The 18,606-nt window shown below is 40.4% G+C and carries 21 protein-coding genes and 2 riboswitches; of the genes, 12 read left to right on the top strand and 9 right to left on the bottom strand.

The annotated features are described in order from the left end of the window. On the bottom strand, positions 1–649 hold a 649-nt coding region (locus RTK36_RS04345; RefSeq protein ID WP_442871333.1), incomplete at its 3' end, for a class I SAM-dependent rRNA methyltransferase. Positions 650–738: 89 nt separating this feature from the next. Beyond that, entirely contained in the window at positions 739–1,458 is a 720-nt protein-coding gene (gene deoD / locus RTK36_RS04340; RefSeq protein WP_312044714.1) for a purine-nucleoside phosphorylase, read from the bottom strand. Positions 1,459–1,683: 225 nt separating this feature from the next. After that, positions 1,684–1,851, top strand: a riboswitch (Lysine riboswitch). Positions 1,852–2,099: 248 nt separating this feature from the next. Here deoD and RTK36_RS04335 point away from each other — a divergent pair. Continuing rightward, complete coding sequence (locus RTK36_RS04335; RefSeq protein WP_312044712.1) at positions 2,100–3,740, top strand: Na+/H+ antiporter NhaC family protein; 1,641 nt, start codon at positions 2,100–2,102, stop codon at positions 3,738–3,740. 175 nt (positions 3,741–3,915) lie between these two features. On the opposite strand, the gene RTK36_RS04330 is transcribed toward RTK36_RS04335, so the two are convergent. After that, positions 3,916–4,320, bottom strand: a complete 405-nt coding sequence (locus RTK36_RS04330; RefSeq protein WP_312044710.1) for a bacteriohemerythrin — start codon at positions 4,318–4,320, stop codon at positions 3,916–3,918. Positions 4,321–4,668: 348 nt separating this feature from the next. Here RTK36_RS04330 and RTK36_RS04325 point away from each other — a divergent pair, with 348 nt between their 5' ends. Both RTK36_RS04325 and RTK36_RS04320 read left to right on the top strand, forming a co-directional pair. Continuing rightward, positions 4,669–5,505, top strand: a complete 837-nt coding sequence (locus RTK36_RS04325) for a deoxyribonuclease IV (protein ID WP_312044708.1) — start codon at positions 4,669–4,671, stop codon at positions 5,503–5,505. Positions 5,506–5,740: 235 nt separating this feature from the next. After that, a complete protein-coding gene (locus tag RTK36_RS04320) occupies positions 5,741–6,208 on the top strand; it encodes a methylated-DNA--[protein]-cysteine S-methyltransferase (RefSeq protein ID WP_312044706.1) in 468 nt (155 codons plus the stop codon). Between the two features lie 89 nt (positions 6,209–6,297). Here RTK36_RS04320 and RTK36_RS04315 read toward each other — a convergent pair whose 3' ends face one another. Both RTK36_RS04315 and RTK36_RS04310 read right to left on the bottom strand, forming a co-directional pair. Then, positions 6,298–6,816 carry a folate family ECF transporter S component gene (locus tag RTK36_RS04315; protein ID WP_312044704.1) on the bottom strand — a complete coding sequence of 173 codons (519 nt, stop codon included), beginning with the start codon at positions 6,814–6,816 and terminating at the stop codon, positions 6,298–6,300. Between the two features lie 132 nt (positions 6,817–6,948). Continuing rightward, a riboswitch (THF riboswitch) is annotated at positions 6,949–7,048 on the bottom strand. A 65-nt stretch (positions 7,049–7,113) separates the two neighbouring features. After that, the gene (locus RTK36_RS04310; protein WP_312044702.1) at positions 7,114–7,686 is read right to left on the bottom strand and encodes a hypothetical protein; all 573 of its coding nucleotides are present in this window, start codon (positions 7,684–7,686) and stop codon (positions 7,114–7,116) included. A 203-nt stretch (positions 7,687–7,889) separates the two neighbouring features. Here RTK36_RS04310 and RTK36_RS04305 point away from each other — a divergent pair, with 203 nt between their 5' ends. From RTK36_RS04305 to RTK36_RS04280, 6 genes are all read left to right on the top strand, one after another. After that, positions 7,890–8,615, top strand: coding sequence for an ABC transporter ATP-binding protein (locus tag RTK36_RS04305; protein ID WP_312044699.1), 726 nt, complete (start codon positions 7,890–7,892; stop codon positions 8,613–8,615). Further along, positions 8,605–9,528: a SufB/SufD family protein gene (locus RTK36_RS04300; RefSeq protein ID WP_312044697.1), complete on the top strand. Its 924-nt coding sequence runs from the start codon at positions 8,605–8,607 to the stop codon at positions 9,526–9,528. Before RTK36_RS04305 ends, RTK36_RS04300 begins: the two co-directional genes overlap by 11 nt. Before the next feature lie 23 nt (positions 9,529–9,551). Then, on the top strand, positions 9,552–10,076 hold the full coding sequence (lepB, locus tag RTK36_RS04295) for a signal peptidase I (RefSeq protein ID WP_312044695.1): 525 nt from the start codon (positions 9,552–9,554) through the stop codon (positions 10,074–10,076). Between the two features lie 15 nt (positions 10,077–10,091). Beyond that, entirely contained in the window at positions 10,092–10,469 is a 378-nt protein-coding gene (locus RTK36_RS04290; protein ID WP_312044693.1) for a hypothetical protein, read from the top strand. An 11-nt stretch (positions 10,470–10,480) separates the two neighbouring features. Beyond that, complete coding sequence (locus RTK36_RS04285; RefSeq protein WP_312044691.1) at positions 10,481–10,684, top strand: PF20097 family protein; 204 nt, start codon at positions 10,481–10,483, stop codon at positions 10,682–10,684. A gap of 78 nt (positions 10,685–10,762) precedes the next feature. Continuing rightward, a complete protein-coding gene (locus RTK36_RS04280) occupies positions 10,763–10,969 on the top strand; it encodes a DUF1858 domain-containing protein (protein ID WP_312044689.1) in 207 nt (68 codons plus the stop codon). Between the two features lie 49 nt (positions 10,970–11,018). On the opposite strand, the gene RTK36_RS04275 is transcribed toward RTK36_RS04280, so the two are convergent. Then, positions 11,019–11,687 (bottom strand): hypothetical protein, encoded by a 669-nt coding sequence (locus RTK36_RS04275; RefSeq protein ID WP_312044687.1) that lies wholly within the window; start codon positions 11,685–11,687, stop codon positions 11,019–11,021. Positions 11,688–11,861: 174 nt separating this feature from the next. After that, on the bottom strand, positions 11,862–13,778 hold the full coding sequence (locus tag RTK36_RS04270) for an ABC-F family ATP-binding cassette domain-containing protein (RefSeq protein WP_312044685.1): 1,917 nt from the start codon (positions 13,776–13,778) through the stop codon (positions 11,862–11,864). 138 nt (positions 13,779–13,916) lie between these two features. Here RTK36_RS04270 and RTK36_RS04265 point away from each other — a divergent pair, with 138 nt between their 5' ends. The 3 genes from RTK36_RS04265 to RTK36_RS04255 all read left to right on the top strand — a co-directional run bounded on the left by RTK36_RS04265 (position 13,917) and on the right by RTK36_RS04255 (position 16,696). Then, the gene (locus tag RTK36_RS04265; RefSeq protein WP_312044682.1) at positions 13,917–14,618 is read left to right on the top strand and encodes a redox-sensing transcriptional repressor Rex; all 702 of its coding nucleotides are present in this window, start codon (positions 13,917–13,919) and stop codon (positions 14,616–14,618) included. Positions 14,619–14,678: 60 nt separating this feature from the next. Beyond that, positions 14,679–15,269, top strand: a complete 591-nt coding sequence (locus RTK36_RS04260; RefSeq protein ID WP_312044680.1) for a LysE family translocator — start codon at positions 14,679–14,681, stop codon at positions 15,267–15,269. Positions 15,270–15,340: 71 nt separating this feature from the next. Further along, the gene (locus RTK36_RS04255; protein WP_312044678.1) at positions 15,341–16,696 is read left to right on the top strand and encodes an MATE family efflux transporter; all 1,356 of its coding nucleotides are present in this window, start codon (positions 15,341–15,343) and stop codon (positions 16,694–16,696) included. Between the two features lie 252 nt (positions 16,697–16,948). Here RTK36_RS04255 and RTK36_RS04250 read toward each other — a convergent pair whose 3' ends face one another. Both RTK36_RS04250 and RTK36_RS04245 read right to left on the bottom strand, forming a co-directional pair. After that, positions 16,949–17,767 carry a MerR family transcriptional regulator gene (locus RTK36_RS04250; protein ID WP_312044676.1) on the bottom strand — a complete coding sequence of 273 codons (819 nt, stop codon included), beginning with the start codon at positions 17,765–17,767 and terminating at the stop codon, positions 16,949–16,951. A 133-nt stretch (positions 17,768–17,900) separates the two neighbouring features. After that, the gene (locus RTK36_RS04245) at positions 17,901–18,605 is read right to left on the bottom strand and encodes an ABC transporter ATP-binding protein (protein WP_312044761.1); all 705 of its coding nucleotides are present in this window, start codon (positions 18,603–18,605) and stop codon (positions 17,901–17,903) included. Between the last annotated feature and the right edge of the window lies 1 nt (position 18,606).

The following is an 18,606-nucleotide window of genomic DNA, read 5'->3' as shown; positions in this document are numbered from 1 at the left end:
TGGCTGCGCGGTTATATTTTTGGTCGAGAAAAAAGCCTGTTTTTTGGCCATCTTCTACATCAACCATGTATTTTACACCGTTTTCAATGATTTCAACTTTTGTATCAAAGGGGTGGCCTAGGAACCCTTTTACCCGTTCCATGCCTTCTTGCTGACGAACCTTTGCATCGCTTCTTTCATAAATACCACGAATGGAAATCCCATCCTTTTCTAGGGTTTCCACTAAAAAGGCAAGAATTTCAGCCTTCATTTTGTCAATGCCTAAGGCTAAAGATTGTACCACCAGCACATCAGAGAATTTATCAACAATAAGACCGGGCAAAAAATCCGCCTCGCCGAAAATAAGGCGGCAGGAGGAGGTGTCTACGGTTTTTTTGCGATAAGCCCAAGCGGCTTCCACACGTTGACGAAGAAAGTCCTTATCTATTACGGTGTTTTTATCTCGTGTCATCATGCGAATTATTATCTTAGAGTGATTGTTGTAAAAACCTGTGCCCAAAGGGTAACCGTCAAAATCCAAGACGGACACCAATTGACCGTTGATAATACCCTCATCGGTTTGGGCAATTTCGTTATCATAAATCCAAAGCCCGCCTGCCTTTAGCATGCGGCCTTCACCCTTTTTAAGGGTGACAATGGGTAATTCCATATAAAATCCTCCTGTATTGTGTGGGGTAGAAGCGTATACTGACATAAGCGGGGGTACCGAAAGCTTCGATACCCCCAAGTATATTACGACTATTTTTTATCCATTTTAATAGCTGTTTCTAGTGCGATTTCCATCATCTGAGTGAAGGTGTTCTGTCTTTCCTCTGCGGTGGTTTCCTCTCCAGTAAGGGGCTTATCTGAAATCGTTAAAAGGGCTAAAGCTCTTTTGCCCAATCTAGCCGCGTTCATATATAATGCTGCAGCCTCCATTTCTACACAAAGAATCCCCATTTTTGTCCAATTATCCATGTTGTTTGGACGGTCATCATAGAAGGTATCGGAGGATAAAATATTGCCAACTTTTAGGTCTTGGCCCAATTCTTTGGCGGAATCCACAGCTGCTGTTAACAGTTCATAATCTGCCAGATTACAGAGGGTTCCTGTAATTTCATACTGTGCACCAAAATTAGAGGTGGTGCTTGCGCCCATGCCGGCTACAATATCTCTCAATTGAAGCTTATCATTGAAAGCCCCTGCGGAGCCGATTCGGATGATATTTTCCACATCATAGAAGGAAAACAGCTCATAGCTGTAAATCCCCATGGAAGGCATGCCCATGCCGCTGGCCATAACGGAGACTTTCGTTCCCTTATATGTGCCTGTGTAGCCTTGAATACCTCTAACGTTATTAACTAAAACGGCGTCCTGCAAAAATGTTTCGGCGATAAATTTTGCACGTAAGGGATCACCGGGCATCAAAACAGTTTTTGCAAACTCCCCTTTTTCTGCTGAAATATGTGGTGTTGCCATAAGAAATTACCTCCTTTGTTCTCTATAGAATACAGTTTTGCTTTTTATCCTATTTCTATACCATACTATACCATTATTTCGGTTTTAAGGGAATAGTCCATGAGAAAAAGACATTTTATATACGAAAAAACTTCCAGATGAGGTGTTTTTCATGGAAAAGGCTTGACTTTAGCTGGGGGGTATGGTATTTATGAAAGAAAGTCGGTTTTTGCCGACGAAACAATTATATAAGATAGAGGCGCAGTGCTCATGAGTATCCCTTCAAAAACGTTAAGGCAACGGAAGGGAGAAAGGGATCATTGCCGAAGTCGAGGTTTCCTGCCTTAGGGGGCTTGGCTGGTGCATTGCAAAACATGTAATGTACTGTCACTTATGTGGAGCGCTATCGGAAACTCGGAATATCCCAATATAGGATCCTTCTGAAGCCATGCGCCGCATGGCTTTGTTTATTTGTTCTGGAATGCAGGTTTTCCTTGTAAGTAGCATTTATTATGAGATGGACATGCAACTAGGGGGTGCTGAAGGGCAGACAAAGCGGACGGAGATGGTAAGAGGGGATTGCCCGAAAAGTTCAAGTCTTAAGTAAGTTTCCATAGCGAAGGGTATAATACATTTTTATGATTCCGGAAAGGGGAAGGGTTATGTACAACACAAAGAAAAAGCCTAGGCTCAACAAGCTCATTGTATTCATGCTTTTGATCATGGCGATGACGTTCACTGTTTTTGCCGGGGAGGCGGAGGCAGGAGAAGTGAGCCATATGTATGCGACATTTTGGTCTTTGGTGCCACCATTGGTTGCTATTATTTTGGCATTGATTACAAAGGAGGTTTATTCCTCTTTGTTTGTAGGTATTGTTGTGGGGGGGCTGTTCTACAGTAACTTCAATTTGAAACAGGCGTATTTGACAATTCTTACAAATGATACAGATGGGGGATTGCTTTCAAAGCTTTCAGATAGCTGGAATGTAGGTATTATCATTTTCTTAGTTATCCTTGGTATTATGGTGTCCCTGATGAACAAGGCAGGAGGCTCTGCAGCCTATGGTGAATGGGCACGTAAAAAAATTAAAACCAGAAAGGGTGCTTTATTATCCACCTTTATGCTGGGTGTTTTAATCTTCGTTGATGATTATTTTAACTGCTTAACCGTGGGCAGTGTTATGCGTCCTGTAACAGATACACACAAGATTTCCCGTGCGAAGCTGGCCTATATTATTGATGCAACGGCAGCACCTGTTTGTATCATCGCACCCATTTCTTCTTGGGCGGCGGCAGTTGCAGGTGTTGTGGTTGGTGTAAATGGCCTTGATTTATTTATGCGTGCCATTCCATACAATTTCTATGCATTGCTTACCATTGTTACAATGATAACATTGACTGTTTTAAACTTTGACTTTGGGCCTATGCGTGTGCATGAGAGAAATGCACAATTAAATGACGATATCTATACCACACCAGAAAGACCCTATGCAGATTGTTCTGAGGGACAAGTAACAGGCAGAGGCAAAGTGATTGATTTGGTATTGCCTGTTGTTGTTTTAATTATGTCTTGTGTTGTAGGCATGATTTATACCGGCGGATTTTTCGAGGGAGAAACTTTTGTGAATGCATTTGCCGGATGTGATGCATCCGTTGGCTTGCTTTTGGGCTCCGCTGGAGCGTTACTTATTACATTTTTAATTTATATTCCTCGTCGTGTACTTACTTTTAACGAATTTATGTCTTGTCTTCCTGATGGATTTAAGGCTATGGTTCCTGCGATTTTAATTTTAACATTCGCATGGACATTAAGCGGTATTACAGGTTTGTTGGGGGCTAAGGAATTTGTTGCAGGAGTTTTAGCAAACAATGTAGGCATGTTACAAGTTTTATTGCCTGTGATTGTATTCATGATTGCTATTTTTTTGGCATTTGCAACAGGTACCTCATGGGGAACATTTGGTATTCTTTTGCCTATTGTAGTACCTATTTTAGACCCTACAAGCGAATTATTGGTAATCACCGTAGCGGCTACCTTGGCTGGTGCTGTATGTGGCGATCATTGCTCACCGATTTCTGATACCACCATTATGGCTTCCACAGGTGCCCAGTGTGACCACATCAATCATGTTTCAACCCAGTTACCCTATGCCTTCACGGTAGCGATTGTCTCCGCAGTAAATTATATTTTAGCTGCTTTGATTCAGAATTGGATGATTAATTTACCTATTGCCATTGTGAGTATGATTTTTACTATCTTTATCATTAAAAGGATTTATGAAGCAAAAGAAAAAAGAGCGTAATTGACATCATTCATGAGTTGTCGAAGCAGCTGAATTCAAAAAAGCCGATGGATAATCTATCGGCTTTTTTTGTTTAAAATTGAAAGGGGTTTCCTTAAAAAGGTTACCAGAACAGAAAAACCCGTTTGCAGTCAGTATTTCATGCAATCGGGTTTTTAATTTTTAAATATGTAAATTACTGCTGGGAGAGGATGTGCTTTGCAACTTTAACATCTTCACGTTTAATATGGTTAATGAGCCAGCTTCCTACCTGCATATTTACTTCGCCTACCAATTGGATGGTGGCACCTTCCTTTTTCAAGCGAACAGCAATACCATCTACCACTTTGATGAAATTCTCGTGGAGTTTTTTATGGTTTTCATAATCGGGATATTTATATTTTTGCTGCAATACCTGTTCATGGGAAAAATGAGTTCTGGTGTACTGAGCCAAGAAATCCACAGTATTTGTAACCTCAGCTCGACCTTTACCAGAGGAGCAAGCATCTAAAAGATTATTAATCGCCTGAATCAGTTGTTTGTGTTCGGTATCAATTTGCGTGTTTCCTGTTTCCAAATCTTTTGTCCATGTAAAAGCCATAAAATACCTCCTTATATTTTCAGCGTATTTTTTTAAACATCGAAAATATCTTTTGTTATATTTTAACACAATTAATTGTAAATGCAACAACATATTAAAGAAGAATCATTATTTTTTACGAAAATCTAAATGTGAATTTAAAACATTCGTATTGGTAACTGTAATTGGGCTTGCGAAAAAACAATCTTTCCAGTATGATAAGGGCAAAGATGGAAAAACTCCTATGAATATAGGGGGAATATTTCCAAGAGAAATAAAATAGGGGAGTTTTTAAAAGCACCAAAGTAAAGTGATTTGGAAAAAGTGGAGGAAAAGGGTCATCTTTTCTTCGTAAGAGGAGGTATGTCCATGTTTTGGATAGGTTGTCATTTATTTGCGGCAAAGGGTTATCTTGCAATGGGTAAGGATGCGGAAAAAATTGGTGCCAATGTATTTCAATTTTTCACTAGAAATCCAAGAGGCGGCAATGTGAAGGCTTTGGATAAAGAAGATTTAGAGGCGTATATTGCTTTTGCTCAGGAAAAGGGGATTGGTACGCTGTTAGCTCATGCTCCCTATACCATGAATGCCTGTTCTGCCGATGAAGGGCTGAGAGCTTTTGCCAGACGCATGATGGAGGAGGATTTGGAACGGTTGGAGCTTTTGCCTAACGTGATGTATAACTTTCATCCAGGTAGTCATGTGAAACAGGGGTCAGAAGTGGGAATTCAAGTAATATCCAAGATGCTGAAAGAGGTTTTACAAAATGGAGGCAAAACCCCTATTCTGTTAGAAACAATGGCGGGCAAGGGCAGTGAGGTAGGCCGCAGTTTTGAGGAAATCAATGAAATTATGCAGCAAGTTGACGGGCATGAGCGGATAGGTGTTTGTATGGATACTTGCCATGTTTATGACGGAGGCTATGACATTATAGGGGATTTAGACGGTGTTCTAGCAGAATTTGACCGTACCATCGGCTTGGAACGGTTGAAGGCCATTCATTTGAATGATAGCAAAAACCCTATGGGCAGTCATAAGGATCGCCATGAAAAAATCGGTGAGGGGTCTTTGGGTCTAGAAGGGATAACAAGAATTATTAATCATCCCAAGTTGATGCACCTACCTTTTTATTTGGAAACTCCCAATGAGATAGAAGGATATAGAGGGGAAATTGCTTTGTTAAAAGCAAACAGAATGGAAGCATAAACCTCAAGACCATGGGATGGGACCTTGGGTTTTGCCTAAACCCACTGGCATTTGAAAAAAGCAAGAGCAAAAACTTCAATTGGAACAAAAGTATCACCTAGATTGGTTGATTTGAAATAGAAGATTGAAAATGAATTGTTTAAAAGTTTGGATCAAGCTTTTACTAAGGCTTGCGGGGTTCGGGGGAGGACCCTGAGATCTAAACTTTATGACTTTAGAGAACGGAGGATTTGTATTGGAGAAAATACATTTTTATCATAGCCCTATCGGGATATTGGTTTTGGGTGAAGAGGATGGTTTCCTTACCCGTGTGTCTTTTCATAAGGGAATCAATACGCCATATATCATAGAAAATACACCTTTGTTGGAAAAAGTGGAGAAGCAGCTAAAGGAATATTTCAGTGGAGAAAGGGTCTCGTTTGACGTACCCTTGCGCCCCATGGGCACCGAATTTCAAAAAAAAGTTTGGAAGGCATTGCAAAGCATTCCCTATGGTGCTACGGCCTCCTATGGTGACATTGCACGGCAGGTTGGTACGGGAAAAGCTTATCGGGCAGTTGGCATGGCCAATAATAAAAATCCCCTAGCAATTATCATTCCCTGTCATAGAGTCATTGGCAGTGATGGTAAATTAATGGGCTATGGCGGTGGCTTGGAAAATAAAGTTTTCTTATTAAGCCATGAGGCAAAACATAGAAAATAGATATAAAAAAGCTGTTGGCGGGGGAGAGTCATTGCCAACAGCTTTTATTTTGATAGTGGGTTGTTACACGGCGCTCTGGTTGCTACAAGCTAGCTTACACTTTTTGCATTTTTTAAAATTTGTGGTGCATATCCTGCCAAAATACGGATAACAATAATTTGGATCACAGTCATTACACAGGTTTGTAAGATTCTTGTAGGCATTAATGCCCAAAAGGGTGTACCATATAGCATAGATATCCATAGGGTATTTAAAAGCAAAGAACCAATGATCTGAGTAGATATGGACGCTAATACAATATTTTTTGTATTCGCCTTTCTATGCAAAAAAGCACCAAACAATAAACCTGTAAGGAATGCTGTGAGGGTAAAGCCTGGGAAAAATTGACCAATGGGGAACAAGGTCGCCCCAAGAAAATCCGCCCCAGCCGCTGTAATCCCTGCTGGGATGGGTCCTAAAAGCATGCCTGCCAAGGCAATGGGTGCAAAGGCGAACCCGATTTTTAGATCCCAAGCGGAGATGGATAAAAAGCGTGATAAGATAATTGAGAGCGCCATCAGAAGTGCCATAATGACAAGACGATGGGTATTAGATATCTTTTGTTGCATGAAAAAAGACCTCCTTTTTGTTCTGCGGGGTCTTTTAAAAAAACCCCTTCATTATCGTAAAACATTACGCAAATAGCCCCAAATTCATTGGGGTTGCTGTGATAATAAAGAGGAATCGCTTCTTCATTATTTGACAGCGGGATGCGGGGTTTGTACCGCAAGGAATAACCTTTTCGTTCTCGTGGCAACTCCCCGTCCACAAGACACTTAACGCACAAAGCCCTACTCTGTATTTGCACATGGTCGCCCATGCAGATTCATTGTAACATTCTTTATTTATTGGGTAAATAGGCTAATTTACAGAACAAAGGCACGGGTAAAGGAATATTTTGAGTCAAAAGTACCTGCCAGCAATACTCTACCCATATCCATACCAAATTCTTTTGTTAATTTCATAAAAAGTCGGTCACTTTCCATAAAACCTCCGTTGGAGAAACAAAAGCACATGGCAAAGGCCTCTTTGGGAATGCTTCCAAAATCCTCCTCGGGGATGGCAACAATTTTTCTTCCGTTTTCTTCTGAAAGTTTTTCTTTCAGTTCAGTAAGTTCAAAGTCCAAATGAAGAAAACCCTGTGAAGCGTAGTAAATGGCTGTGATAAAATCGGCCAGATCCGCTTCAGCCTGAAAAGGAAGAGTATATTTCTGAGGGCGGGGAAAGTCACCCACGGTGCACACAAACCAAGGGGTTTCTCCTGCAAGGAAGGAAGTGGCATATAATTTTTTTGTCAGTATATTCGTTTCGTTAACCGCAAACACTAAAGTGTTCCCAGTGATTTCCGAGACAAGGGGTAATTTTTTCTGTTTGAGTATAGAGATTAAAGAATCGGATGCGCCAATGAGGCGAATGCCGTCTGTATGAAAACCGAGCATAGGATGCCCTCCTTTTATTGTTTTGTATGATTACTATTGTAATATAGAGGAGCAAAAATGAAAAGAAAGTTTTTATACAGGAAAAACGCTAAAAAAACCGAAAAATATTGACAGTCTATTTGGAAAATTGTTATAATTTAGGATAGCATTTTTATATAGTATGCGAAAGAAAAGACGAAAGCCTTTAAAATGGAGGAAAGCATATGTTGGAGTTAAAGAACGTATCTTTTTCGGCAGATGGGAAAGAGATATTAAAAAATATCAATTTAGTGATTGAGGATGAAAAATTTGTTGTTATGACAGGGCCAAATGGTGGGGGAAAATCCACATTAGCTAAGGTTATCGCGGGGATTCAAAAGCCTGACAGCGGTCAAATTTTATTAGATGGACAAGATATTACTGATTGGAGCATTACAAAGCGGGCAAATTCAGGCATTAGCTTTGCTTTTCAACAGCCCGTTCGCTTTAAAGGGGTTACGGTCAAGGATTTGATTACCCTTGCAAGTGGGAAAGATTTAAGCACAGCTGCAGCTTGCGAGTATTTATCTGAGGTAGGCCTTTGTGCTAAAGACTATATTGACCGCGAAATTAACGGAAGCCTTTCTGGTGGAGAGTTAAAGCGCATCGAAATTGCCACGGTTATGGCAAGAAAAACAAAGCTCACCTTGTTTGATGAACCAGAGGCAGGCATTGATTTATGGAGCTTTAAAAATTTAATTGATGTTTTTGAAAAAATGCATGGAGAAATTAAGGGGTCCATTTTAATTATCTCTCATCAGGAGCGTATTTTGGATATTGCCGACCAGATTGTTGTAATTAGCGGCGGAGAAGTTTCCAAAGTGGGGACAAAAGAAGAGGTTTTACCCGGATTATTTGGTGTGGATTTGGGTTGCAAGTATTTTAAGGGGGTTTCATACCATGTTGAGTGACATTATCAAAAATTTACTCGCTGAGGTGGCTGGTATTCAAAATATTCCCACCACAGGGGCGTTTAGTATCCGTAGCAATGGTAAAAGTGCAGGACGCAATTCTACGGAAACCATTCAGATTATTCCGAAAGAGGATGGCTCAGGGATTGATATTATTGTGAAACCCGGAACCAAGAATGAAAGTGTGCATATTCCAGCGTTGGTTACCGACACGGATTTGCATGATGTGGTTTACAATGATTTTCATATTGGAGAAGGTGCAGATGTTACCATTGTAGCGGGGTGCGGTATCCATAATTGCGGAAGTGGTATTTCTCAGCACGATGGAATTCATCGTTTTTTTGTAGGAAAAAATGCAAAAATAAAATATATTGAAAAGCATATTGGTGAAGGGGATGGTGAAGGACAGAATATTATCAACCCTCAAACGCATATTATTGCAGAAGAGAATAGTTACATTGAAATGGACACAGTACAACTAAAAGGTGTAGATTCTACAAAACGTATTTCCAGTGCCAAGTTAGCGGATGGAGCAACGGTTGTCATCAAAGAAAAGATTATGACCCATGGTTCTCAATATGCGGAAACTTCATTTGATGTTGACTTGGATGGGGCGGGGAGCAGTGCGAAATTGATTTCTCGTTCTGTTGCCAGAGATAATTCAAAGCAATTGTTTCGCTCTAAATTGAGCGGAAACAATGCTTGCTATGGACACTCTGAATGTGATGCCATTATTATGGACAACGGCATTGTTGCGGCAGAGCCTGAAATTATTGCAAACAATGTGGATGCATCCTTAATTCATGAAGCTGCTATTGGTAAAATTGCAGGAGAACAGTTGATCAAGCTGATGACCTTGGGATTGACGGAGAAAGAAGCGGAAGCTCAAATTATTAACGGGTTCTTAAAATAAAACCTCTCAAAGGAGATGGGTATGTGAGCAATACAGCAAAAAGGGAAATTATCAGTTGGATTAAAACAATCCTTTTGGCGGTAGTATTGGCCGGGGCGGTTAATACACTGCTAATTGTAAATGCGCAAGTTCCAACCGGTTCTATGGAAACAACGATCATGACGGGGGATCGTATTTTGGCCCTTCGTACGTCTTATTGGTTTGACGAACCGGAAAGAGGGGATGTGGTTGTATTCCGTTACCCTGATGACCCGGAACAGAAAACCTTATTTGTGAAGCGTATTATTGGCATGGGCGGTGACGTGGTTCAGGTTGAAAACGGCAGCGTGTATGTCAATGGGGAAGCCTTAAACGAGCCTTATTTGGAAGTGGTTACCCAAGGCGACTTTGGGCCTTATGAAGTGCCTGAGGGAAACTATTTTATGATGGGTGATAATCGAAACAAGTCCTTAGATTCCCGTTTTTGGGAGCATCAGTTTGTGGAAAAGAATAAAATTTTAGGCAAGGTGGTATTCCGTTACTTTAAGGGATTTAAATGGATTTCATAAGGGGAGGGCAATGGTATGAATAAAAAGGACAAGCTGCTTTTATCCTTTCTTGGCTTTTTGGTTATTGTAGCTTTTATCGGCGGTCAGATGTGGAACAGTTACAAGGATTTCAGCAAAGAAAAATGGGTCAACTATGAAGGAAACAGCCGTCAAGCCATTGTGAAAGATTTTTTTGACCGAACCGTTATTGATGGCATCTCAGAAGAAGAACTAAAGGGTTATTTGGGGGAGCCTGATGATCGTAAAGATGCTGACCTGATTTACTACTTGGGTACGCCCAGAGGGTTCTTTAGTGACAAAGAAGGCCCAGAGGAGCAGCTTGTTTTTACCTTCCAGGATGGAAAAGCTATCGGGGTGACAAGAGTCCCTGTATCTGCCCAAGAAACAGAATAGGAGTGGTCTTTATGAAGTGTCCTTTTTGTCAAGAAGAGATGTCCCAGGGGCATTTGGAATCAGGCAGATATTTTACTTGGAAGGCGAAGGATGAACGAGGAAAGAAGCGGGAATATCTGTTGGTTAAAAGCTATATGGGCGGAGCCAAGCTTGCAGGAGAGGTTTGCCCGAATTGCCGTAAATTGATTTTAGATATACCAGAAAGCCAAATATAAATCCGAAATGTAAGTAATTTCGGATTTATTGAGGAAGAATACATAAACAAAGCTTACAAAATGAAGGAGGAAATAAATATGAAAGCGACAAAAGATATGACTATTGGTGAACTTTTAATGATGGATAGAAGTGTAGGCGCGGTTTTGATGGAAAACGGCATGCACTGTGTTGGTTGCCCTTCTGCTGCTGCAGAAACTTTGGAAGAGGCAAGCTTGGTACATGGTATGGATATTGAAAAGCTTATGGCTGATATCAATGGCTATTTTGCATCAAAGGGCGAGTAATAAAAGTAAACAAAAGGGCTGTAATGGAAATTTCCATTACAGCCTAATTTTATTCTTCGATAATAGCCTGAGCGTTATGCTGTTCCAATTTCTCTTCTAAAAAGGAAAAATCAACACCAGTCACTCTATCGGGCCAATTTTCTCTAGCGAGTTTCAACTGTTCTGTTGCAATATCCCATTTGTCTTCTTGCATCAATTCAAAAATCTGTACAAAAGCGATTAAACGGGGTAAATTTCCTCCCATAGGGAGGCTAAGGAATTTTTTCTTGTATTTTTTAATAATATCCATTGCTTGGGCATGTTCCTCAAGGTGTATCAGAATATAAGCATAATTCAAGAAATAGATAGAATTATTTGCTTTTTTCAATGCGCCGCCATTAATGCTTTTCATTTTTTGCAATGCTGTTTTGAAATCGCCCTTTTCGATATAAGCAACGGAGATGTTCATGATTAACATTGCACGAATGTTACTGGGGTTTTTGCTTTGCAAAAGTTTTTCAGTTTCAGCAATATAAGCATCAGGGTCGGATTCAATGAGAGGCATTAAAGCATTCACTTTTTCAGCGAACTTCTTAAACCAATGGGCATAAAAGGCGATACCAACGCCCATTATAAATATAAACAGGTAAAAAACAATTTGTGCATTAGCTCCCAATGCACTTCCCGCGCCCAAAAGAACGACCAATAATATTAAAGCGGCTAAATAAAAGATTCTCATTCCTTTTCCTCCTTTGTGTAAACGCAGATTCTTAATATGCACAACCAATCAGTAAAAATTCTTTTCAATGGCGTGCAGTAGCCTGTGACAGGGTTGCTACTAAGGTTTTTCCATCTTAACAGAAAGAAAAACCTTTGACTATCTGTATACGATTATGAATCGGTGCGTCTTTGTTTATTGCAACTCTTCCCATTGGGCAAAGAGCAATTCTAACTGTTCTTCAAGCTTTGCTTTTTCTTCAAAAATTTGCTGTGCTTTTGTATAATCTGTGCTGGCTTTGGCCATATCTTCGTCTGCTTTTGCAATGGCACTTTCTGTCTCCTCAATTTCTTGCTCCAAGCGGGAGATTTTAGCAGCAAGCTTTCTTTCTGCCGCTTGCTGTTCCTTTTGCTTCAACCAGTCCACCTTTGTTTCGCTGACTGCCACGGTGGATATAGGAGATGAAATACCGGCTTCTTTCGCCCGTTCAGCCTCATTCCGTGCCTGCTCTGCCTTCTTTTCCAAATAATAATCATAGTTGCCCGCATATTGGGTAACTCCGTTTGGTGATAATTCCAAAATTTTTTCGGCTGTTCTGTTAATAAAATAACGATCGTGAGAAATATAAACAACAGTTCCTTCATAGCAGTTCAAGGCATTTTCCAAAACTTCCTTTGAAAACATATCCAAATGGTTGGTGGGCTCATCCAGCATAAGCAAATTGGCTTTAGAGAGCATAATTTTTGCTAGGGAAACACGACCTTTCTCTCCGCCGCTTAAAGCAGAAATAGGCTTAAATACATCATCATTGGTAAAAACAAATGCTGCCAGTACGTTTCGTATCTGCCCTGCTGTTAGATTTGGGTAGGTATCAGAAATTTCTGCGAAAATGGTTTTGGTTTCATCCAATTTTTGCTGTTCCTGATCATAATAGCCCACATGAACGTTGGTGCCCAAGCGGATAATACCGGAGTCTGCGGAAACCTCTCGCAGAAGCATTTTAAATAAGGTAGATTTACCTACGCCGTTGGGCCCGATGATTGCGGCTTTTTCCCCTCGCTTCACATCAAAACCCACAGATTGGAATATTTTGTTCCCACCGTAAGATTTGGAAAGGTCTTCAGTATGAAGTACATCGTTTCCGCTGATAATAAGGGGGGATAGAGTGAGGCGCATTTGGTCGGGCAGAGCCTCAGGCCGTGATACACGCTCAATTTTATCCAAGGTTTTCTCACGGCTTTCCGCTCGTTTGATGGATTTTTCCCGATTAAAGGAGCGAAGTGTGCGAATAACATCCTCTTGATGTTTAATTTCCTTTTGCTGATTATCAAAAGCCTTTTGTTGAACTTCTCTGTTGATTTCCTTTTGCTGGGAATAAAAGCTATAGTTTCCATTGAAGCTATAGGATTTTTTATGTTCAATTTCCACAACCTTTGTCACAATCTTATCTAAAAAATAGCGGTCGTGAGAAATAATCAATACGGCTCCGTCATAACTTCTGAGGAAATCCTCCAACCATTCAATGGAAGCAATGTCAAGATGGTTTGTTGGCTCGTCCAGAAGGAGAATATCTGGCTTAGAAAGCAAAAGTTTTCCAAGGAAAATGCGGGTTTTTTGACCGCCGGAAAGCTGAGATAGAGGGCGGTTAAAATCAGCTTCTCCAAAACCTAGGCCTTTTAGTACACCACGCAGACGACTTTGATAGCTATATCCGTCGTTTTGCTCAAAAAAATGTTGTAAACGAGAATATTCTTCCATCTTGTCGGACAATTCCTGTCCCACAAGAGTCCCCATTTTGTTTTCCATTTCACGAAGAAGCTTTTCTGTTTCCAAAATTTTTTCAAAAACCGATAGCATTTCTTCATAGATTGTCCGTGTGCTTTCGGTTTGTTGATTTTGTGCCATGTACCCAAGAGTAGCATCTTTTTTCATGTAATACTCTCCGCCGTCAGCGGACGTTTCTCCTGTCAGTACACGGAATAAAGTGGTTTTGCCTGCGCCGTTTACCCCTACAATTGCGGCTTTTTCCTTTTCTTCCAAATGGAAGGTAATTTTGTCTAAAACTACATCAATGCCATAGGCCTTGTGTAGATCTTTACATGCAAGTATCATAGTTCTGTCCTCCGTTTTTTCTGGGGATACAGGTATAATCATAACAGAAAAAGGCTGATAATAAAAGAGTTATTGTTGACAATAAAATAACATAAGTGCTATACTGATTCTAAGTTGACAAGAGAGGATTTGGATAAAATGGACAGTGAGAAGAGAATTTCGCCGGCGGTGATTAATCGGCTCCCAAGATATTACCGCTATCTGGGCGATCTTTTGGAGAGCGATATTACCAGAATATCGTCTAAGGAGCTAAGTGCAAAAATGAACATCACTGCATCTCAAATTCGCCAGGATTTAAATAATTTCGGTGGTTTTGGGCAGCAGGGCTACGGGTACAACGTAGAGTATCTGCACAATGAAATTAAGAAGATTCTCGGGTTGGACAGGTTATACAATATGATTGTGGTTGGTGGCGGAAATATTGGTCAGGCTTTGGTAAATTACACCAATTTTGAAAAACGTGGTTTTGTGATCAAAGCTGTGTTTGACATTAATCCACGCATCATCGGAATGACCATCCGTGGTGTAGAAGTTCATGATGTAGACAAAATGGAAGAATACATCAAGAACAATAATATAGATGTTGCGATCCTTACTTTGCCTCGTTCCAAGGCGGTAAAGGTTGCCAACGACTTGGCTAAATGGGGCGTAAAGGGAATGTGGAACTTCAGTCATGTAGATTTACAGGTACCTGATGACGTTTTGGTTGAAAATGTGCATCTGACAGATAGTTTAATGACCTTGCTTTATAAAATAAATGAAATGTATAGCGAGGAAAGCGAACTGCACCACCTTGCTAATGGATTGCCCATTAAGCCGATTATGGATTTAGAAGACTAAACATAAAAAACTGCTCCCTAGCGGGCAGTTTTTGTTTATATTAAAAGAAGGTGAAGTGATATGGTTCATATTTTTGCTTTTATATCATACGTGTTTGTATCATGCATTACGCCGGGGCCTAATAATATAATGTGTATGAACAATGGTGCCAAGTATGGTGTCAAAAAAAGTCTGCCTTTTTGTGCTGGAGTGGCCACGGGTTTTTCTTTGATTTTGTTTTGCAGTATTCTATGTAATCTTTTTTTGTTTCGCTATATTCCAAAAATAGTTCAAATAATGACAATTTTTGGTGCAGTATACATACTTTATTTGGCGTGGGTGATTTGGAGAGATAAGCCTAAGGCGGCAAAAGAAGGCGGACACCAGTTAGACACACGGGGTTTTTTTACTGCAGTCATGCTTCAGTTTGTTAATCCCAAGGGGTTATTATTCGGAATAACGCTAATCTCCAATTTTGTTTTTCCCTATGACCAGTCAGTAAAAGCTTTTTTAGTTGTGCTTGGATTTAACTGGATTGTAGTTTTATTAAGCTGTGGTTGTTGGGTGCTTTTTGGGTCCGTTTTCCGCAATTTTTTCGATAAAAATAAGAGGCTGTTGAACGGTATAATGGCGTTGCTTTTGGTTTATTGTGCCGCTTCTTTATTCCTGTAACAATATAGTATTGTTTTTTTATGAGGGAGTAATTATAAAATAAGAGCTGTTTGCAGTGAGGAGTTAGGGGAATGATTTCGGTTACAGAAGAAAAAAAGAGTTATTTATTTACGAATAAAGATTTAAAAAGGCTGATTGCTCCTATCATCATAGAACAGTTTTTGGCGATTCTGGTGGGACTATCTGATTCAATCATGGTGGCCAGCGTTGGTGAACACGCCGTTTCCGGTGTTTCTTTGGTGGATAATATTTTTATATTGGTTATTTTTTTATTTGGAGCCCTTGCCACGGGTGGTGCTGTGGTTGCAGGACAATTTCTTGGGCAGAATAATCGAGAAAAGGCCTGTCAGGCTACAGATCAACTTGTGATTTTAACGGCGGTTTCCTCTCTTCTGATAACGGGGGGAATTTATCTTGCAAGGAATTTGATTTTACATAATATTTTTGGTAATATTGAGCCAAATGTAATGGAAAGTGCAAAAACATATTTGATGATTGTTACTGCATCCATTCCCTTTATTGCACTGTATAATGCAGGGGCGGGAGTTTTCCGTGCCATGGGTAATTCAAGGGTTCCCATGTACCTTTCTGTATTAATGAATACAATCAATGTAGGAGGGAACGCAGTTTTAATTTTTGGCTTTGGCATGGGGGTTAGGGGCGCAGCCATACCTACCTTGGTTTCCCGAATGGTTGCAGCTGTGGGAATTTTGCTTCTATTGCGAGGGACGGAGCGTACCCTCCATCTTTCCAGACCCTTTTCCTTTCGGCCAAATAAGGTGTTGTTGAAAAAGATTGCTTTTATCGGGATTCCCAACGGCTTGGAAAACAGTATGTTTCAATTGGGTAAGATTTTGGTCTTGAGTATGATAACCTCCTTTGGCACAGCGGCCATTGCCGCAAATGCCGTTGGCAATATTATTGCAACGTTTCAAGTTATGCCGGGGATGGCGGCGAGTATGGCTCTTGTAACGGTATGTTCCCGCTGCGTTGGAGCAGGAGATTACGATATGGCTAGATATTATACTCGAAAGATTTTAAAGCTGGTACATTTACTGATTTTCGTTTTCAATGCAATCATTTTGTTGGCGTTACCGTGGATTTTGATACTGTATCATCTATCACCGGAGGCAACAAAAATGGCAACGGAGATTGCGTGGCTCCATGGCATTTGTGCCATTATCATATGGCCTGAGGCTTTTTCCCTTGCCAATACCCTTAGAGCTGCCAATGACGTTAAATTTTGTATGGTTTGGTCGGTTTTTTCCATGTGGCTTTTCCGTATTGTCTTTAGCTATATCTTAGGGGTATATTTCCAGATGGGTCTTTATGGCGTTTGGATTGCCATGATTATTGACTGGTGTGTAAGAGCCATGTTTTTCATTATCCGCTATCGTGGTACAAGATGGCAACTGCACTGTATTTAGCATGAAAAATTTAGGTTAATTACAATAAAGCAGGGAGTTTTATGGTTGATAACCATGAAATTCCCTGCTTTTTCATTGGATAAAGGAAAACACATTAGCTTAACCCACAGAAGTCCTTCTTGAGTTCAATAAGCTACAAATAAAGTACGAAGGGGGTAAATTTATAAAAGGAAAAAGAGATCCTTTTTTATTATTTCCAACACTTCGCCCTCGGGCGAACAACTTCTTCTAAGCTTTTGTGGCTCTTCCAACTTATTTCTTTTTCACGGGATAGCAAACCTCAGTTACCCATTGACTACTGTCTGAGGTTTCATGAGGGCTGATGTGATAAATGGAGAAAGAGAGACCATTAAATTCATAATTGTTGTCTCTAACCCAATTCGCAACGGCCTCATTAACCTCGCTGATTTTTTCGTAGCTGCCTTGGTAGGTGGCAGAAGCAATTAAAACTGGGGGAACGGTTTTAAATACAACGTGGTCAGTGTTAGGATATGTTCCTTTCACTGATTTTTGTACCTCTACATCTACATCCCGTTCCTTATGCTCCCCATCATGAAAAATGGCTAGGGTGTAACAAGGTTCCGTATCTTGTATTTGAAGGGGTGCGGTTTCCTCCATTAGGGTATGCCAAAGCATTCCTTCTTGATCATAAGCGGGAATTATTTGTCTAACGCTTGCCACATATCTTTCGGGCATTTCCTTTAATGATACACTATATGACATAGTTGATTCATCCTTTCTGAGTTTAGATATGGTTGTTTCCAAAAGAACCAATCGCCGCCGAATGTTTTCAGCCTCTTCCATGACCTCTGCTTTTTTCACAGCCAGCAATTGGGCAAATGCCCAAGGATCATCAAAGTTTTCCATGATTTCTTTAATAACCGCCAAAGAAAACCCCATTTGTTTCAAGGAAGTTATTCTTCCTGCAATGGGAAGTTGCGCTTCGCTGTAATAGCGGTATCCACTGTCAGAGTCTATGGTTTTTGGTTCCAATAAACCAATTTCGTCGTAATGGCGCAGCATTCGTATGCTGATTCTTGATAATTTTGAGAACACACCAATTTTAAGCATTTTTATCACCTCACGCGTGTTATTTTTGAGCTCAGATTCAGTATAGGGTATCACATAATGTGAGAGTCAATAGGTATTTTTATTTTTTGTAAAAAAATCCCTTTGATCATCAACTAGACCAAAGGGGAAAGGATTATTTTGTTTTGCCAAGGTATGCTTCCTTGATTTCTTCGTTTGCCAAAAGCTCGGCTCCTGTTCCTTCCATAGTTATGGTACCTGTTTCGATAACATAAGCTTTGTGGGCAATTTTTAGAGCCATGTTTGCATTTTGCTCAATCAATAAAACAGTAATTCCTTCTTGATTAATTGTCTGAATGATATTAAAAATATCTCTTACCACCAAAGGAGCCAGACCTAAGGATGGTTCATCCATCATAATCACCTTTGGTTTACTCATTAACGCCCGTCCTACTGCCAGCATTTGCTGTTCACCACCAGAAAGGGTGCCTGCCATCTGCCATTCCCTCTCTTTTAAGCGTGGAAATAGGGTGAAAACATATTCTATGTCGTCTTTCAGGTTATCTTTGCGTAAATAAGCCCCTATTTTTAGGTTTTCCATTACAGTTAGGTTGGGGAAGACTCTACGTCCCTCGGGAACAAGGGTAATGCCTTGAGAGACAATGAAGTCAGGGGACTGCCCCACAATTTCCTTTCCTTTATAAAGAATGGAAGCTTGCTTTGGTTTCACCAGGCCTGAAATGGACTTTAGTGTGGTGGATTTTCCAGCACCATTTGCGCCGATTAAGGTTACGATTTCTCCTTCTGGCACAGTCATGTCTATGCCTTTTACCGCCTCAATGCCCCCGTAGGATACCACTAAGTTTTTGATTTCTAATATA

Origin of the sequence: Anaerotignum sp., assembly GCF_031981185.1 — a bacterium.
Classification (GTDB): Bacteria; Bacillota; Clostridia; order Lachnospirales; family Anaerotignaceae; genus Chakrabartyella.
Note: the sequence above shows the minus strand (reverse complement) of the source record. Positions and strands in the feature narration are given on the sequence as shown.

Bases quoted from the DNA above. Each gene is read 5' to 3' on its own strand.
- RTK36_RS04270 (WP_312044685.1), bottom strand. From the start codon at position 13,778: ATGATACTTGCATGTAAAGATCTACACAAGGCCTATGGCATTGATGTA.
- RTK36_RS04265 (WP_312044682.1), top strand. From the start codon at position 13,917: ATGGACAGTGAGAAGAGAATTTCGCCGGCGGTGATTAATCGGCTCCCA.
- RTK36_RS04290 (WP_312044693.1), top strand. From the start codon at position 10,092: ATGAATAAAAAGGACAAGCTGCTTTTATCCTTTCTTGGCTTTTTGGTT.
- RTK36_RS04260 (WP_312044680.1), top strand. From the start codon at position 14,679: ATGGTTCATATTTTTGCTTTTATATCATACGTGTTTGTATCATGCATT.
- RTK36_RS04335 (WP_312044712.1), top strand. From the start codon at position 2,100: ATGTACAACACAAAGAAAAAGCCTAGGCTCAACAAGCTCATTGTATTC.
- RTK36_RS04300 (WP_312044697.1), top strand. From the start codon at position 8,605: ATGTTGAGTGACATTATCAAAAATTTACTCGCTGAGGTGGCTGGTATT.
- RTK36_RS04255 (WP_312044678.1), top strand. From the start codon at position 15,341: ATGATTTCGGTTACAGAAGAAAAAAAGAGTTATTTATTTACGAATAAA.
- RTK36_RS04310 (WP_312044702.1), bottom strand. From the start codon at position 7,686: ATGCTCGGTTTTCATACAGACGGCATTCGCCTCATTGGCGCATCCGAT.
- RTK36_RS04330 (WP_312044710.1), bottom strand. From the start codon at position 4,320: ATGGCTTTTACATGGACAAAAGATTTGGAAACAGGAAACACGCAAATT.
- RTK36_RS04275 (WP_312044687.1), bottom strand. From the start codon at position 11,687: ATGAGAATCTTTTATTTAGCCGCTTTAATATTATTGGTCGTTCTTTTG.
- RTK36_RS04305 (WP_312044699.1), top strand. From the start codon at position 7,890: ATGTTGGAGTTAAAGAACGTATCTTTTTCGGCAGATGGGAAAGAGATA.
- RTK36_RS04285 (WP_312044691.1), top strand. From the start codon at position 10,481: ATGAAGTGTCCTTTTTGTCAAGAAGAGATGTCCCAGGGGCATTTGGAA.
- RTK36_RS04280 (WP_312044689.1), top strand. From the start codon at position 10,763: ATGAAAGCGACAAAAGATATGACTATTGGTGAACTTTTAATGATGGAT.
- deoD (WP_312044714.1), bottom strand. From the start codon at position 1,458: ATGGCAACACCACATATTTCAGCAGAAAAAGGGGAGTTTGCAAAAACT.
- RTK36_RS04325 (WP_312044708.1), top strand. From the start codon at position 4,669: ATGTTTTGGATAGGTTGTCATTTATTTGCGGCAAAGGGTTATCTTGCA.
- RTK36_RS04315 (WP_312044704.1), bottom strand. From the start codon at position 6,816: ATGCAACAAAAGATATCTAATACCCATCGTCTTGTCATTATGGCACTT.
- RTK36_RS04250 (WP_312044676.1), bottom strand. From the start codon at position 17,767: ATGCTTAAAATTGGTGTGTTCTCAAAATTATCAAGAATCAGCATACGA.